The sequence below is a fragment of the Neobacillus sp. DZ-9 genome, assembly GCF_059587065.1.
On sequence record NZ_JCAIOL010000004.1, the window covers coordinates 165,231 to 181,684 of the forward strand.

Below are 16,454 nucleotides of genomic sequence, written 5' to 3' on the forward strand. Positions count from 1 at the left end.
ATCCAAAAACAGGAAAAACATATAAATAGGTATGCTTTAAAGTAGTTGAGCTTTTTTGTATTCCATATCGTATGAAATTGTTATTTTTCACCAAACTATGAGAAGGAAAACCGATTGCTCATTTCTCTGCAGGTGTGGATTCGTTAATCTGGAATAGTAAGAAAAGACGAATTAAGTAAAAATCATTCAATCGGAATGAAAATGATTATATCAATTAAAGGAGGAGCGAAATGGGTAAGAATAATATAAAAGTTGCATTCTCTTTAGCAACATTAATTCTTCCTTGGCTAACAGTCCCTTTTATGGGGAAACAAAGTTTTTTTAGGTTTTTGCCTGTAGCAAGTTTTATCAATTTGTTTTTAAGTGTATTTAGTTTTATCTGTTATAGGAAAAAATGGTGGGTAACTAAAAATCCTCTATCACCTGGGCCAATAGATTTTACATATATATTAGGGCCTTATTTTGTAGCAACGCTTTGGATATTTAAATTAACATTTGGGAATTTCCCAAAGTACTTAATTACAAATATGGTATTGGACCTTATTAACGCTTTTCCTTTGCCTTACATTGGGAATAAAGTTGGAGTTGTTAAATTTATAAAAATGAAAAACACAACCTGGTATTTTATATGTGTATTCTTGGCCATTATTATCTATGGGTTTCAATCCGTTGTGGAAAAATCAATTAAAATAGCAGATAGTTTTAATAACAAAGAGTTATCTAGTAACAAAAATTAAGATGAGGTTTAAAGAGATATTTTAGATATAGTTCCAAGAAACTACTACGGGTGATGCATAATGCCGTGTCAAAAAAGTGACGAATTACAGAGATTTGTGGAAGATGCAAAAAAATATACAAAAGATGGCAAGGTTGCAGACTATATTCCCGAGCTGGGTAAAGCAAATCCTGGTGATTTATCGATTGCGATAAATTATCCTGACGGAAGATGTATCTCAGCGGGTGATATTGATAAAAAGATTACGTTGCAAAGTATCTCAAAGGTTATCAGTTTAGCCCTTGTTTTAATGGAAAGAGGCTATCGCTATGTATTTGAACGAGTTGGGATGGAGCCAACTGGAGACCCGTTTAATTCGATTGCCAAGTTGGAAACAATGCCGGCCAAGCCATTGAACCCAATGATCAATGCTGGGGCACTGGTCGTGACCCATATGATAAAAGGGGATACAGTGGAGGATCGATTCAATCGGTTATTAGGCTTTATCCGGGAATTGGCCGATGACTCTTCCATTGGTTACTGTGAAAATGTAGCCCGTTCCGAATTTGAATCGGCTGATTTAAACCGGGCATTATGCTATTTTCTGAAGCAGCATAACATTATCACTGAGGATGTAGAAACCTTATTGGATTTATACACCAAACAGTGTGCTGTCGAGATGAATTGTCTGGGTTTAGCGAGGATCGGCATGATTTTTGCGATGGATGGAGTGGATCCTCTTAATGGGAAACGGATTATACCCGACGATGTAGCAAGAATCTGCAAAACCTTTATGGTAACGTGCGGAATGTATAATGCATCAGGCGAATTCGCCATCAAAATAGGGATTCCAGCTAAAAGTGGTGTATCAGGCGGAATCATGGGGGCTGTTCCTGGTAAATTTGGAATTGGCATTTTCGGTCCTGCCTTAGATGAAAAAGGGAACAGTGTGGCCGGACTTAAACTTTTAGAACTTTTATCAAAAAAATATCGGTTGAGTATGTTTTAAAAGAAATCCCATCTGGATGCCAGATGGGATTCATTCGTTCCTGCCCGATTCCGAATTGTCGTTTCAAGAACCACGGGGTTGAGGGCCTTGTGATAAGCAATTAGATAAATTTTAATTATTGACACATTGTTAGAATACTATTAAAATTAAAAATTATTCAACAATAGTTAAACTCAATCAAAAAAATTAATAATTTAGCAAGCTATGATCGCTATGGATCGCACTATAGCAGGAGCAGCTTCTGGAGAGACCGCAGGAATACCGCGGCGCCGAAGGGTTCATAATCTCAGGCAAAAGGACAGAAGAGTACTGAATATTTATTTGTTATACTGACATTCGTTAGCGTAACAATTATTATTTGTTATTCTTAGACCTAAGAGATTGGAGGCCCTCCAATCTCTTTTTTTATTGAGTTTACTATTTTGTTCATCGTTTCACATGAAACATTTTTCATCAATTTGAGAGGAAGATTGAAATGGAACAAAGAGAATTAAAGCGGAATTTAGAAAATCGTCACGTGCAGCTAATCGCCATTGGCGGCACCATTGGAACCGGATTATTCTTGGGTTCCGGTAAAGCCATACAGCTGGCGGGGCCATCCATCATACTGGCCTATTTAATCGTAGGAATCGCCTGTTTTTTTGTTATGAGGGCGCTAGGTGAACTCTTGCTGTCTAAAGCGGGCTATCAATCTTTCACTGACATTGCCGAAGACTATCTCGGACCGCGGGCAGCGTTTGTCACCGGATGGACCTATTGGTTTTGTTGGATTATGACGGCGATGGCCGATGTGATTGCAGTTGGAGTTTATGTTCGCTATTGGTTTGATATCCCCCAGTGGATACCTGCGCTCGTTTGCTTAATCGTCTTATTAGGATTAAATCTATTAACTGTGAAGCTTTTTGGAGAATTGGAGTTTTGGTTTGCGTTAATAAAGGTCATAACCATTGTCGCCTTAATCGGTATAGGGGTTATTTTGTTAGTGATGGGATTCAAGACCGATGCGGGAACGGTTTCAATTAAAAATCTTTGGGAACATGGCGGACTTTTTCCGAACGGGATTTCAGGCTTCTTGCTTTCCTTTCAAATGGTTGTATTTGCCTTTGTCGGTGTGGAATTAGTGGGAGTATCGGCAGCGGAAACATCTAATCCGGAAAAAAATATCCCATCTGCTATTAACAAAATTCCTTTAAGAATTCTCTTTTTCTACGTTGGTGCATTGATTGTTCTTTTATGCATTAATCCTTGGACAGAACTAAATGCAGCAGAAAGTCCTTTTGTCAAAACCTTTAGCTTGGTCGGGATTCCAATTGCTGCAGGCATAATTAACTTTGTCGTCTTAACTTCCGCCGCTTCTGCATGTAACAGCGGGATGTTTTCCACAAGCCGGATTTTATTTAATTTAAGCAAAAAGGATCAGGGGCCAGATCATTTTGCTAAATTGAATAAAAATCATGTACCAAGTAACGCGTTATTGATTTCCACGCTTGTTTTAACAGGAGGAGCTCTTTTGAGCAAACTGATTCCGGAACAAGCCTTTGGGATCGTGACAACCATTAGTGCGATTTGTTTTATTTGGGTGTGGGGTGTCATTCTTATCTGCCATGTAAGGTATAAGAAAACACGTCCCGACTTACAGAAAAAATCAACCTTTAAAGCACCGTTTACTCCATTTATGAACTACGCTGTTCTAACTTTGTTTGCCATGATTCTTATTATTATGCTGTTCGCTCAAGCTACTCGCACGGCCTTATTGTTGACACCACTTTGGTTTATTCTATTGTTTACGTTGTATTCATATAGAAGGAGAAAGGATAAAAATCTAAAATTATCGGCATAGAATCAACAATCGATTTGTGCCTGCCCCCGATGTGTGATATATCGGAGGCGGGAGGTAGGGGATAAATGTAAAGGTGCAATCCGAGATCTTGGGATTGCACCTTTATCCTGTTTAAGCTACTTTTTGTCCGATAATTTATTTTTGGATTTAAGGAAATTAAAGGAAGTATGAAGAATATATAAATATAGGTACTAGCCTAATATTTTAAGAAAGGGTGTCGTTAAGGTGTCAAAAAAAGTATTAATCCTGGCAGGAGATGCTGTAGAGGCATTGGAAGTTTATTACCCGTATTTTCGTTGTCTTGAAGAAGGCTACAATGTGCAGATAGCTGCACCATCCAAGAAGAAGCTGCAAACAGTAGTACATGACTTCATTGGATGGGATACTTATACGGAAAGTAAAGGATACTTAATTGAAGCACAGTTAGCTTTTGAAGAAGTAAATCCGGACGAATTTGACGGGTTGATTATTCCAGGGGGAAGAGCTCCGGAATACATTCGCTTAAATGAAAATGTTCCAAGAATTGTCGCCCACTTTTTTGAAGCAAATAAACCTGTTGCGGCGATTTGCCATGCAGGTCAGGTGTTAACAACCGTGCGCCAATACTTGGAAGGCCGTGAATTAACTGCTTATATCGCCTGCAAGCCAGATGTGGAAGCAGCTGGGGCAACCTATATTGAAAATCACCTCCATGTTCAAGGCAATCTCGTTTCCGGACACGCATGGCCGGATCTTCCAGGTTTTATGAAAGAGTTTATAAAATTATTAAACAAATAAGACTGAGAAGAAGCTCGTAGAGAAAATTAGTACTCTACGAGCTTTATTTATTGTGTTTATGTTGTCACAAAAAAACAGCCTCCCCCGTCTTGTTTATGAAAACCATATTGAAATGGAGGAAATAATGTGAAAACGTATGATGCAGCCATTATTGGCGGGGGGCTGGCTGGATTAACAGCTGCTATTGATTTGGCAAGGGGAAATAAGTCCGTCGTATTGATAGAAAAGGCAAGGCAGTGTGGAGGCCGGGCCATGACAATTGATAAAAATGGAGCATTGTTAAACTTGGGTGCACATGCCCTTTATAAATCGGGCCCTGCCGAAAATATATTATTAGAATTAGGGATTAGGATAGATGGGGGGAGTCCGTCGGCAAAAGGAACAGCCATTTGGAAAAACAAGGTAGTATCCCTTCCTCATTTGCTTTGGACGGAGCTTTCTTGGTCAGGAAAAATAGAGTTCGGTAAAATCATGCTTAAGTTAAAAAAAATGGATACAAACACACTGGAGATCATGACTTTAAGAGATTGGGCAGAAATGGGAATTCATAACCCCATGGTACGTCATATCTTCTATGCCTTAAGCAGAACAGCCACGTATACTCAAGATCCGGATTACTTATTAGCGGGCCCGGTTCTCAAACAGTTACAAAGAGCCATTACAAGTGGTGTTTTATATATAAATGGAGGCTGGCAAACGATTGTGGATCAATTGCGGGAGCTTGCCATAATATCTGGCGTTGAAATAATGAATAACAAAAATGTTGTTGAAATTGAATATGATCAGCAAGTAACAGGAGTTGTTTTTTCAAACGGTGAAAAGATTTCTACTGCTCATGTCATCAGCACTGTTTCACCTGGAGAATTATTCCGCTTGATTCGAGGTGCGGAAAAAACCTCCATCCTTACGTGGAAAAACCAATCAAGACCAGCGATGGCCGCCTGTTTGGATCTATGTTTAAAAAAACTTCCGGTAGAAGGGCGGAATGTATCTTTCGGCATCGATCAACCGGTGTTTTTTACCAATCAATCCAAGTATTCTCGATTAAGTGACAATGGGTCACTCGTGATGCATTTAGTGAAATATAATGGAGCAGCCGGAGGTGATCCAATCGAGGATCAAAAATTCCTTGAGGACACCATGAGCATGCTGCATCCTGGTTGGGAAAAAGAGGTTGTGGCCAAACAATATTTACCCAATATGACGGTGGCAAATGACTATTTGCACATGGCCAGGACCGATCGGTTTCCCGGCCCAGTAGTTCCGGAGATTGGCGGACTATATATTGCAGGAGATTGGGCAAGTCATGGTGAATTTTTAGCAGATGCAGTAATGGAAAGTGCACGAAGAGCATCTTTAACGGTTATAAAAGATCTGGAAGAGCAAAAAAATAGGCCCTTGCCTATATCATGATTGCCTGAATAAATGATGTTTTTATAGGAAGAAGGCATGTACGATGGAAAATGTTGAGCAGTTATATTCCGAATACAAACCATTGTTGTTCTCCCTTGCCTACCGCATGCTTGGGAGCTTGATGGATGCAGAGGATATCATTCAAGAGGTATTTCTGACCATAAATAAAGGGATTCCTAAGGATATCCAAAACATAAAGGCCTATTTATGCAAATCTGTGACCAATCGCTGTATTGATCGATTAAGATCAGCAGCTAACCAGCGAGAGGTATATACCGGGCCATGGCTGCCTGAGCCTCTTGTCATCGGCGATATGGCCACAGACCCATTGGAAATTTATCTTCAAAAAGAATCCATTACAACCGCCTATTTATTATTGCTTCAACAAATGTCGTGGGTGGAAAGGACTGTCTTTCTATTAAGAGAGGTACTTCAGTTTGACTATGAGGAAATAGCTGAAATTGTTGGAAAAAGCAGCATCAATTGCCGTCAAATCTTTCATCGGGCAAAGCAGGGATTGGACAAAAATGCCTTGGAGGTTATGAAAGAAAAATCTCGGGATGTCCAAAAGCAAACCAAAAATGTAATAGAACGATTTGTGAATTTATTAACCTCCGGAGATACAGAAGGCATTAAAAATTTATTGGTATCTGAGGCCACTTTGATATCCGATGGTGGTGGAAAAGTAAAAGCTGCTCTTAGGCCTATTTATGGTTCGAATCGAGTTTGTACGTTCTTAGAAGGGATTTTGAAAAAAGTGCCTGAAGGTTTTTCTTTCAAAATCAGGGAAGTCAATGGAGTATCAGGAATCGTTTCCTATGTGAACGGTCAGCCACTTAATGTGATTTCCTTTCATTTAGTCGAGAATAAAATTGTTGACATCTATCTTGTTGCCAATCCAGATAAGCTTGGTCATGTTCATTGAATAGGAAGCTTTTTTCAAGAATAAAGAGGCTGACAGAAACACGATATTACTCGTGTACCTGTCAGCTCTTATTCTTTACTTAGCTGTGTAATCGCTAAATAAGCTCTTTCTTGGGCAATGAACCGTCCCCGTGGTTTTTGGGTTCTTATTTCAGCCGATCATCAAACCAGCCAATTAAATGCTTTAGACGCTCTAAACGGTGCTTTGGTTTACCAGAGCGTGAAAGGTCATGGTTTTCATCCGGGAAGCGGACTAGCTTTGTTTCCACTCCCAGCCGCTTAAGGGCAATATACCATTGCTCTGCCTGCTCCATTGGACAACGTAAATCCTGTTCACTGTGCAGGATTAATATAGGTGTTCTAACATTACGAGCATGGTGAAGAGGGGAAAGCTTCAATAACTTCTCGGCATCTTCCCATAAATCAGCATGTCCGTGCTGCCATTCCGTGAAGAAAAAGCCAATATCACTCGTTCCGTAGAAGCTATGCCAGTTACAAATACTACGTTGAGTAACGGCTGCTTTGAACCGGTCTGTACGAGTGACGATAACGTTGGTCATATACCCGCCGTAACTGCCTCCTGTTACAAATAACTGGTTGTGATCGATAAAGCTAAAGTTTTCTAATGCATAATCGACACCAGCCATAATATCCTCATAATCCATTCCACCGTAATCACCGATAACGGCATTGACAAAGTCATGTCCGTAGCCATGGCTTCCTCTAGGATTCGTGTAAAGTACGACATAGCCTTTTGAAGCCATTAACTGCATCTCGTGGTGAAAACCATTTCCATATGCCGTTGCCGGCCCGCCGTGAATTTCAAGGATCATTGGATATTGTTTACCTTCCTCAAATCCAAGCGGTTTTAAGATCCAGCCTTCAATATCCCATCCATCGGTGCTTTTATAATGGAAATTTTCAGGAGTACTTAAATGAACCTGGTTATATAGCTCATGGTTCCAATCCGTTAACATATGAACGTTATTCACTTGGTTTAAATTTTGAATGACTAAATCTCCTGTTGAATAAGGAGTAGCGAGAACAAGGACCGCTTGATCATCACTTACGATGTCATAAGAAGTAACGGTTGCTGTAGAAGGGGATAGGGCAGCGGAAACCTCCCCATTCAGAGTTACCTTAAATAACTGACAATCGCCGCCAACTGTAGCATTAAAGTAAATGCTAGAGCTAGTGGAGTCCCATATTAATTTAAACTCCGCTGTGTCATACTTCGCATCAACACCTACAAGGTTTCCGATTGTGTAGTCAAAGCCCTCCGTTAAATTTATTAATTTATCATTTTCCAAAGATAGCAGGAGGACATTTGTATTGCCTTGACTTCGTTCCCCGCGTGTATGACCAGCAATGGCCAGCCATTTACCGTCTGGCGATACCGAAGGTGCACTTATATATCCATTTCCTTGATAAAGAAGAGTCTCTTTCTTTACATCCAGATCATATTTCCAAATAGCCGGGAGGTAGCCCCACTCTGTATCTTCAGTTTTTGTTCCAACATAGAATAAGCTTTTTCCATCTGGCGAGAAACGAGGCTGAGAAAAATCATGCTCTCCCTCAGTAACTTTTGTATAAGACTTTGTCTCAATGTCTAATAGATAAACATGCTTGCGGTCATTGTTATAAATACCAACTCCGTCTCCTTTATAACGAAGTCTTGTAATCACCTTTACATCACTTTTTTCTTCCTTCTTATCCTCGTCGTTATCAGAGGTATGTTCTAATTCTCCGTTAATGGTAAGAGCCAGCTGCTTTCCGTCTGGAGACCAGACAAATTCACCAATTCCTGGCTTTACGTCTGTTAATTGTACAGCTTCACCGCCATCCGTATGTAAAAGCCAGACTTGATTTTTTTCGGTGCGGTTTGAACGGAAGGCAAGCATGCTGCCATCTGGTGACCACATTGGAGAAGTATCTTTTACTAAGCGCTCCTTTGAATAATGAGAGGTAAACTGTTTGCCTTCATTTTTTAAATCAGTTACATAGACATAAGAATAGTAGCCATCTTTTTCTTTATCTACATGAGTCAAGACATACGCAGCTTTATCCTTGTTAGGTGAAACCTGAGGATCTCCGACAAACTTAAATTTACTTAAATCTTCAGCCGTAATCGGACGTTTCGTCATTTTATTTTCCCCCTAAATTGCTTTCTATAAGTCTATCTTAACATTTCGGCAGTCGAAGTAAATGGATTTTTTGTATTTTCATAATAGTGATGAAAGAGGATGGTTCCGCTTGCTTTTTTTGAACAAAAACATTATTTCTATCAAACTTGTACTTTATTCCCCAAGAAATGATTAGATTCTTATTAATTTTACATTCTTCGACTTGTCCATTGTCGGAATCAAAACAATATGCCAGACTTGAATTACTGGACCAAAATCTTTATCTTTATAATTAGTTGTAAAAAATTGGAGTGAACATAAGTGGAAATACGAAATAGATGGAATATAAAAATCATATAATAATCTATTAGGGGATAGGAAGGAGTACAGAATGATAGAAAAGAAAGTTACATGGTTAGAGCTATTTTATGATTTGTTATTTGTGGCGGCGGTTGCGTCTGCAACCCATGTTTTACTTCATGTTGAAGATGGATATATCCATTCAGAGTATTTATTTAAGTTTGTGTTAATTTTTATTCCTATCTGGTGGGCTTGGGTAGGGCAAACCCTGTTTGTAAACCGGTTTGGGGAGGATTTATTTCATCAACGACTATTTTTAATAGTACAAATGTTTTTTGTTCTAATTATGACATCAAGCTTATCAGTCGATTTTGATCAATATTATCTTTCTTTTTTAATTGGTTATATTGGCTTAAGAGCAGTGACAGCAATCCAATATCTTGTTGTCCAGCGTAAAGAAGAGGGCTTTCGAAAAAAAGCAGCACGATATTTGGGAAGGTATTTTTGGATTGGAATCATTATATCATTATGCTCCGTCCTTTTTGATTCTTGGCCTCGTTATGCTGTGCTATATACCGGTATTATTATCGATATTATGGTTCCAATTGCTGGACGAAAGTATTTAGTAAAGGTGCCCACAAATACAGCACACTTATTAGAGCGATTTGGTCTATTTACCATTATTCTTTTTGGTGAAGCTCTTGTCAGCACCCTTGCGGTAATTCAGCCTAAACAAGGAAATTGGAATTCAATAGGCTTTTCGGCCATTGCGTTTATCCTAATCATATCGATGTGGTGGCAGTATTTCGATAATGTGGAGAAAAAAGTAAACAAGTCGCTCCAAACTATCGGCCAAACTATTATTTACGGTCACCTGTTTATTTTAATGTCTTTGAGCATGATTGCAGCATCCATCAGACTAATGTTTTTACAAGAAGTCCATTATTCATATATCTTGTATTTCATTTTTTGTTCTGTATTGATCTATTTCCTGTCAACTACTTTTGTTTTTCACCAATATAGACATGAGCACCACAGATTGAAAATTTATCATTTAGGGTTATTTTTAGGGATTTTAGCCGTCTTTTTTATTTTTAATTTAATTGTAGTAGTACCATATATGGTGGTAATAGGGGAATTAACCCTGTTTTTTGTCATCTATGCTAAATTAACTACCACATAAAAAAAGGATAGATAGAGCATTTATTCTGCTCAACTATCCTTTTTTTTTTACCGGGGGTCTAACTTTTTTTATAGGGCAATTTTACAAAAGAAGATATTTATATTTTTAAAAAGCAGAAGTAGCCGTCACTCTGTTTTACGATTCCAATAATCTTCAGTATAATTCAATATAAAAAGTTGAAAGGATGGAGGGGATAGGGTGAAGAAAATAACAGTTGAAAACCTGATTCAAAAGTTTTCATTGAAGGTAGTGGCAGGTGCAAATCAACTGCAAAAAATAATTACGCAATCACGGGTGCACCGTCCAGGTCTGGAATTTGTCGGTCATTTTGATTTTTTTCCAACCGAACGAGTTCAAATTCTAGGAAAAAAGGAAATTACCTATTTACACAAATTAAGCCATGAAGAACGTAAATTTCGAATCGGAAATATTGTCCAATATCAACCGCCATGTTTTATCGTTACCGCTGGTGACGAAGGGCTTACCTATTTAAAGCATCATTGTAACGAACAGGGGATTCCTCTGTTACTAACCAATAAGCCTGAGACCACTTCAGAGTTTATCATTAAATTGGATGCCTATTTGATAAAGGAATTGGCACCGGAAATATCGGAGCATGGAGTTTGTATGAATGTATCCGGCATAGGAATTCTCATTCGCGGCAATTCAGGGGTAGGGAAGAGCGAGACCGCGCACACATTAATTCGCCGAGGACACCGGCTGATTGCGGATGATATGGTTGTCCTAAAGAAGCTGAGCCCGCAAACCATTCTCGGGACTCATGATGGAAAAAACAAGGAATTCCTGGCACTAAGGAGTATTGGATTGCTGAATGTGGTTCGCTTATACGGCCGCAAGGCTTTTCAAGATGAAACACGAATTGCTCTTGATATTCATTTAAAGAAATGGGAAAAAGATGCCTTGTATAATGATTTGGAACAGGAATTTCACTATACCGACTATATGGGTGTTAAAATTCCTTCCCTTGAGATCCAACTTCAGCCTGGACGTGATGTCGCGGGGCTAATTGAGGCAGCTGCAAATAACTGGTATTTGAAGCAGCAAGGCTACAGTGCAGCAGAAGAGTTCATGAGCAGGATTGAGGCTGATATTTCGAATTCGGGTATGAATTAACTTTTAACTTTTATTGGATAAAGCTAAAATTTAACGAAAGAAGCACCTTCCTTATAGTAAGTGAGGTGCTTCTTCTGTTACAAAAATTGAACCTATTCTAATTCGGCTATTATTGATCTAATGTACCTGGTACTTGGTTAGCTTGCGGTCTTTGTTTTTTTGCTTTCCGGAAATGAAATAATTCATAGAATGTCGGAATCACAATCAGCGTCAGAAGAGTCGACACGATCAATCCGAAGATAACAACCACAGCAAGTCCCTTTGAAACAAGATTTAGGCTCATCGCCGATTCATGCGCAAACAAAAGCGGCAGCATGGCAAATACAGTTGCAAGTGCAGTCATTAGAATCGGCCGTAAACGTACCGTTCCTGCTTCCAAAATCGCTTCGCGAATACTCATTTTTTCTTCATTGTGACGGATTCGGTCAACCAGCACGATGGCATTTGTTACCACAATCCCAACGAGCATTAGCATTCCGATTCCAGAAGAAATATTGATGCTGGAGTGAGTAATCACCAGTCCTAAAAGCGATCCGATTGCAGCAAGCGGCAACGAGATCAAGATGGCAATGCTGGCCCGGAAGGACTTTAAGGTAACAAGCAGAATCATAAATACGATTCCAATTGAGAACATGGCAAGTTTAGCGAGTTCACCTAATTGATCGGATGACTGCATGGAAGAACCCGTAAGTTCTGCACTTGTTCCTTTTGCAAACGTATTATCTTTGCTCCAAGTTACAAGCTGCTTCTGAATTTTGCCGGCCACGTCCACCATTTTGTCTGGGTTGACTTGAGCGGTGACTTGTAGATAGTGATGTCCGTCCTTGGTAAAGATGGTACCTTGTTGTTTGCTTTCTTCAACCTTCGCTATGCTTGATAAAGCAACAGGTCCATTTGGCATCATAAGCTGTAGATTTTTTAAATCGTCCGCCGTTTGAATCTCTTTTAGTGCCCCCAATTTTACGGCAGTGGTTCTTCCATCAATTTTGATGTTTCCGATTACAGCAGGCTGAATCATCGCATTAATCGCCTGGGAGATTTCCTGCGCATTTGCAACTTTTGAATCCACCTGAATGGTAATGGTTGGCTTTGTATTTTGATCGTTGCTTTCTACCTTTTCCACACCATCAATGTTTCTTATTTTTTCCTTCGCGATATCCGCCGCTTTTTTAATGTCATCATCATTTTTTCCAATGACGTCAACGGAAACAGTCGTTTTATTGGTTCCCATCAATCCAGCTGTGTCAGCAGTCAACTCCGCACGCGGAAACTGATCTTTTGTCTTTCGGATGTCTTTCACAAATATGGCTGAATCGGTCCCCTTTTCAGGAAAAACCATAATTCGAACTTCGTTTGCAGCTTGCAGATTACCGTATTGTGCAGCATCCTCATTAACTCCTGCTATTGTGATATGGGTTTTTACTCCTTCTTTTTCTGAAAGAATGCTCTCCATTTTCGCAACACCGTCTTGCATTTCGCTAAATGGAGTTCCGTTTTGATAGCGAAGACCGATTGCTATGTAGGCGGAATCCTTTTGATCGACAGACCCTTTAGGCATGCTCACAAATAACCCGACAGACCCGGCCACAACAAGAACTGCTATTGTAATTGGCAGCCATTTATGGTTAAGCGACCATTTCAACAGTGATGGGTAGAAGGAATTCTGCCTGTGTTCTTTCACCTTTACCTTTGCCATCATACGGGCGCTGAGTGCTGGCACCACTGTCAGCGATACAAGCAGTGAAGACAGTAATGAACAAGTGATTGTAATGGCAAACGGGGCAACAATATCGCGTAAACCTCCAGAAACAATCAGCATTGGAAGGAATACTGCCACCGTAGTGAGAGTGGATGATGTGATCGCTGCTCCGACTTCTTTTACCGCCTCTACCAGAAAGGCAGGCGTAAGTTCATTATTGTTCCTTCTTCGGTAAATATTTTCTACTACAACGATGCTGTCATCCACTAGACGACCGACTGATACCGCAATTCCTCCGAGTGTCAGGATGTTTAAGGTAACGCCAAAGAAGGAAAGTAGAATCATTGTTATGCAAAGTGAAAGTGGAATGCTGACAATCGTGATTAGGGTCATTCTAAAACTGCGAAGGAATAACCAGATAATGAGCGTGGCAAATAATGCTCCGGTCAATACTTCCCTTGTCATAGAATTAATGGAATCAAGAACGGTATCCGCTAAGTTCATCACAATCGTTGCTTGCAGTGTTCCTTTGTAGTCGTTATTGATTTTTTTAACCGTTTCTTCCACTTGTTTTCCAAGGGTTACGGCATTGGATGTGGAATCCTTCTGAATAACGACATCGATAAATTGCTTCCCGTTCAAATGGGTGATGCTTTCAGTATCTTTTTGCATGGAAATCTCGGCAACATCCTGCAGTTTGGTGTTACTGTTTAGCTGGATGTTCTTGAGCTCATCAAGTGATTCTAATTTTCCTGTTACGATAATGTTTGTCGCTTCGTTGTTTAGCGTTTGTTCGCCCATAGCAACAGATGCATTTTTTCCTTGAAGCAGAGTGTAAAGTTTTTCAAGCGGGAATTGTGCTGCCGCTAATTTGGAGGGATTGACTTTGATCATTACTTGTTGATTTCTTCCGCCGTTAACGATAACATTGCCGACACCTTTTAGGTCTTGGAACATCGGCATAATTTCGTTTTCTACGATATTTAGCTCATTATTGCCAATTTCCTTATCAAAGGTAAGACCTAATTCTACTATTGGAATTTCAGATGTGTTGAGGTTGACTACGTATGGTTTCATAACCCCATTAGGGAGATTGACCATCGAAATTCTTTCTTGTATTTGCTGTTTTGCTTCTTTTACATCAATGCTGGATTCAAAGGTGACCGTCAACTGGGTAAAATTATTCCCTGTTTGAGCTACTACATTTTGTTTTCCTTTGACGCCGTTTATTGCTTTTTCAATTGGCTGTGTTACCTGTTCATCCATGCTTACAGCATCGATGCCGTTTCCAACGACTGAAATGGTAACGTACGGCTGATCAGCCGATGGCATTAACTCCATTGGAATAGTAGTGTAACTGAAAATACCGAAAATCATGGAGGCAATTACAGAAAAAGCTAATGCGGCTTTGTTCCGTAACGCCCATTTAGTAAACCAAGTCATAAAGTACCTCCCTAGTACTAAAGTAATACAAACAGGTAAATTATAACTTTTTTTCCACATATTGAATATAGTGTTTTTCTAAATTTTACAAAAAAATAATTTTCATAGTAAAAGTGCCTGTCCCCATCCGCATTCTATCGAATTCTTCGGGACGTAACAGGCACTGTTTTTTATTGTATAAAAAAAGACTTTGGGTTCTTACCCAAAGTCAATATTTTTATTTTGGGACGGCCTCCCATATCCTAATAAACAACAACCGGCTGATAGGTGCTGAGATTATCATACACGGTTTTCATAATGCTTGGCGGAGTGTTGACACAGCCATGCGACCCTGCCGCAAGATAGGCTTTACTTCCCCAATTGCCTCGCCAGCTGGCATCGTGGAATCCTTGGCCATCATTTGTAAATGGAGCCCAATAATTAACATCTACCTGATAAGTGATTTTTCCGTTTTCTCTGCCGGTTAGCACGGCAGGTGTCTGCTTATAGAGAATATACCACACTCCTGGTGATGTATCATGATGGGTACTATGTGTGCCAGTAACGACATTCGTTGTGACGACTAATTTTCCATTTTTGTAGATCCAAATTCGCTGCTCTGCAATGGAAACTTCTGCATACGTACCACCAATACCATTGTTCGTAATCGCTTCATATCCATAGCCTTCACCTTTCCAGCCATTTCCGTAAATATTAGCGGCGGAAACCGATTTCTCTCCTTTTTCCAAAGCTTCCTTAATACGTGGTACTTCTTTTTCAACATCTATGGCCCAGCCGTAGCCTTTACTTTTAACCGATATCACCGAACCTGAATGGGTCTTAAACGTGAAATTCTTATTTAAGGTGGATTGGGAATTGTTAATTTCAGCGATCTTATTCTTTATAACACCCGCATCATTAATCTTAATCTGCAAATCTTTTGAAATAGAAGCATTTTTAATTAAGTCGCCCGCCTTTAACGTAAAAACTTTATCCTGCACTTTATAATCGACGGTCTGAGCAAGGAATTCTTCCAGCCTTTTCTGTTGATTCTTGATAAACTCGCTGTCTTCTTTAATAGGTTGTATGTATACTGGATTGAGACGGATTTCACTAATATATTCGTGCTTTTCGTAGTCTTTCAAAAGACTGGTGACATCATATTGCTCTCCGCTAATGCTGTTAGCGACAACAATTTTGCCTTGTTCCAAACGAACCACCGCATCCTGTGGCGCTTTTAAGCTCTGATTCATGGCTATCAGCTTTTCTTCCATCTGTTTTTTCAATGTCTGGTTTCGAAACTGATCCTGACTGCGGGGCATTAATGAATAAGTTTTAGCTTTTGAAGAAGGAAAAAACGTCCACTGGCTCTTTAATAATTTTTTGACATCGGGAAGATCCTTTTCCGCAAATCCCATCTTTGTATCTGTTCCATCTAAAATCTGTTGATTTCCGACATATACTACATTTTTTAATACGGTTGTTTTTAATTTTTTTAGTGCCTGATCTGCCGACATTCCACCGACTTTGATGTCATTAATTTTGATTTCTGAATTGAAGTGGTTTGCCTGATAATAGCTGCCTGCCGCAATGATGAGTGCGATAATAAAGATGATACTTGCTGTGATAAACTTCCAATTAGCATACCACTTAGCTGGATTTACGCGTTGTTTCTCAATTTCTTGAATATTTACCGTGCTCTCCATAAGGATTCCCCCCCATATCTGATCATCCAGCTATTAACATTTAAAGGTCTTAAACTAATAATCTTGCATCATATATTACCGATATTTAGAAAAAGTAGTAAATTATACTACTATTTTACTTAATGTCTCGATCGAATATTGTCGGTTTTTGTGCAAGCTAAAAAAATTAATAACTGATAAATTTGAAAATTAAAGGCACAAGAAAGATT

General features: G+C 39.4%; 11 protein-coding genes and 1 riboswitch. Of the genes, 8 read left to right on the forward strand and 3 right to left on the reverse strand.

The window, feature by feature from the left end:
• The first annotated feature begins 230 nt into the window (after positions 1 to 230).
• The 6 genes from AC59HZ_RS12710 to AC59HZ_RS12735 all read left to right on the forward strand — a co-directional run bounded on the left by AC59HZ_RS12710 (position 231) and on the right by AC59HZ_RS12735 (position 6,679).
• Complete coding sequence (locus AC59HZ_RS12710; RefSeq protein WP_496546188.1) at positions 231 to 737, forward strand: hypothetical protein; 507 nt, start codon at positions 231 to 233, stop codon at positions 735 to 737.
• Positions 738 to 797: 60 nt separating this feature from the next.
• On the forward strand, positions 798 to 1,724 hold the full coding sequence (gene glsA, locus AC59HZ_RS12715; RefSeq protein ID WP_496546189.1) for a glutaminase A: 927 nt from the start codon (positions 798 to 800) through the stop codon (positions 1,722 to 1,724).
• Between the two features lie 231 nt (positions 1,725 to 1,955).
• Positions 1,956 to 2,036: riboswitch (glycine riboswitch) on the forward strand.
• A 163-nt stretch (positions 2,037 to 2,199) separates the two neighbouring features.
• Complete coding sequence (locus AC59HZ_RS12720) at positions 2,200 to 3,564, forward strand: amino acid permease (RefSeq protein WP_496546190.1); 1,365 nt, start codon at positions 2,200 to 2,202, stop codon at positions 3,562 to 3,564.
• Between the two features lie 225 nt (positions 3,565 to 3,789).
• Entirely contained in the window at positions 3,790 to 4,341 is a 552-nt protein-coding gene (locus tag AC59HZ_RS12725; RefSeq protein ID WP_496546191.1) for a DJ-1/PfpI family protein, read from the forward strand.
• A gap of 126 nt (positions 4,342 to 4,467) precedes the next feature.
• A complete protein-coding gene (locus AC59HZ_RS12730) occupies positions 4,468 to 5,754 on the forward strand; it encodes a phytoene desaturase family protein (protein ID WP_496546192.1) in 1,287 nt (428 codons plus the stop codon).
• Between the two features lie 43 nt (positions 5,755 to 5,797).
• Positions 5,798 to 6,679, forward strand: coding sequence for an RNA polymerase sigma-70 factor (locus AC59HZ_RS12735; protein ID WP_496546193.1), 882 nt, complete (start codon positions 5,798 to 5,800; stop codon positions 6,677 to 6,679).
• 145 nt (positions 6,680 to 6,824) lie between these two features.
• Here AC59HZ_RS12735 and AC59HZ_RS12740 read toward each other — a convergent pair whose 3' ends face one another.
• Positions 6,825 to 8,822, reverse strand: coding sequence for a S9 family peptidase (locus tag AC59HZ_RS12740; protein ID WP_496546194.1), 1,998 nt, complete (start codon positions 8,820 to 8,822; stop codon positions 6,825 to 6,827).
• Positions 8,823 to 9,192: 370 nt separating this feature from the next.
• Between AC59HZ_RS12740 and AC59HZ_RS12745 the strand changes: the two genes are divergently transcribed.
• Together AC59HZ_RS12745 and hprK are read left to right on the forward strand one after the other, a co-directional pair.
• Positions 9,193 to 10,284, forward strand: a complete 1,092-nt coding sequence (locus tag AC59HZ_RS12745; RefSeq protein WP_496546195.1) for a low temperature requirement protein A — start codon at positions 9,193 to 9,195, stop codon at positions 10,282 to 10,284.
• 198 nt (positions 10,285 to 10,482) lie between these two features.
• On the forward strand, positions 10,483 to 11,418 hold the full coding sequence (gene hprK, locus AC59HZ_RS12750) for an HPr(Ser) kinase/phosphatase (RefSeq protein WP_496546196.1): 936 nt from the start codon (positions 10,483 to 10,485) through the stop codon (positions 11,416 to 11,418).
• A 109-nt stretch (positions 11,419 to 11,527) separates the two neighbouring features.
• Here hprK and AC59HZ_RS12755 read toward each other — a convergent pair whose 3' ends face one another.
• Together AC59HZ_RS12755 and AC59HZ_RS12760 are read right to left on the reverse strand one after the other, a co-directional pair.
• The gene (locus AC59HZ_RS12755; protein ID WP_496546197.1) at positions 11,528 to 14,560 is read right to left on the reverse strand and encodes an efflux RND transporter permease subunit; all 3,033 of its coding nucleotides are present in this window, start codon (positions 14,558 to 14,560) and stop codon (positions 11,528 to 11,530) included.
• A 242-nt stretch (positions 14,561 to 14,802) separates the two neighbouring features.
• Positions 14,803 to 16,245, reverse strand: coding sequence for a L,D-transpeptidase family protein (locus AC59HZ_RS12760; RefSeq protein ID WP_496546198.1), 1,443 nt, complete (start codon positions 16,243 to 16,245; stop codon positions 14,803 to 14,805).
• Between the last annotated feature and the right edge of the window lie 209 nt (positions 16,246 to 16,454).